Genomic DNA, 294 nt, shown 5'->3' on the forward strand with positions numbered 1-294 from the left:
TCGTTGCGCTCGTCCGTGCCGGCGCGGAGTTCAGCAACGGCAAGCTCGTCGAACGACCCGACGAATCAGGAGGTCACGCTCACGCCGCCTGACACATCAATCCACAGGTCTTGACTATTCCTCTCGCTGCGGGCGTTGACACCCACCAGGACATCCACACCGCTGCGGTGATCGACACCGCCGGCCGGCTCCTGGGGCATCGTCAGTTCCCGGCCTCGCGGCGTGGCTACCTCGACTTGCTGGACTGGCTGCGCTCGTTCGGGCTACTGCTGGTCGTCGGCATCGAGGGCACCG

At 66.0% G+C, this 294-nt stretch carries 1 protein-coding gene; it reads left to right on the forward strand.

Annotation, left to right across the window (positions count from 1 at the left end; translation table 11 throughout):
* Positions 1–110: 110 nt before the first annotated feature.
* Positions 111–294 (forward strand): IS110 family transposase (locus GGG17_RS08715; RefSeq protein ID WP_375804513.1); only part of this gene is annotated, 184 nt, incomplete at its 3' end.

This window comes from Arsenicicoccus cauae (assembly GCF_009707125.1).
Classification (GTDB): Bacteria; Actinomycetota; Actinomycetes; order Actinomycetales; family Dermatophilaceae; genus Arsenicicoccus; species Arsenicicoccus cauae.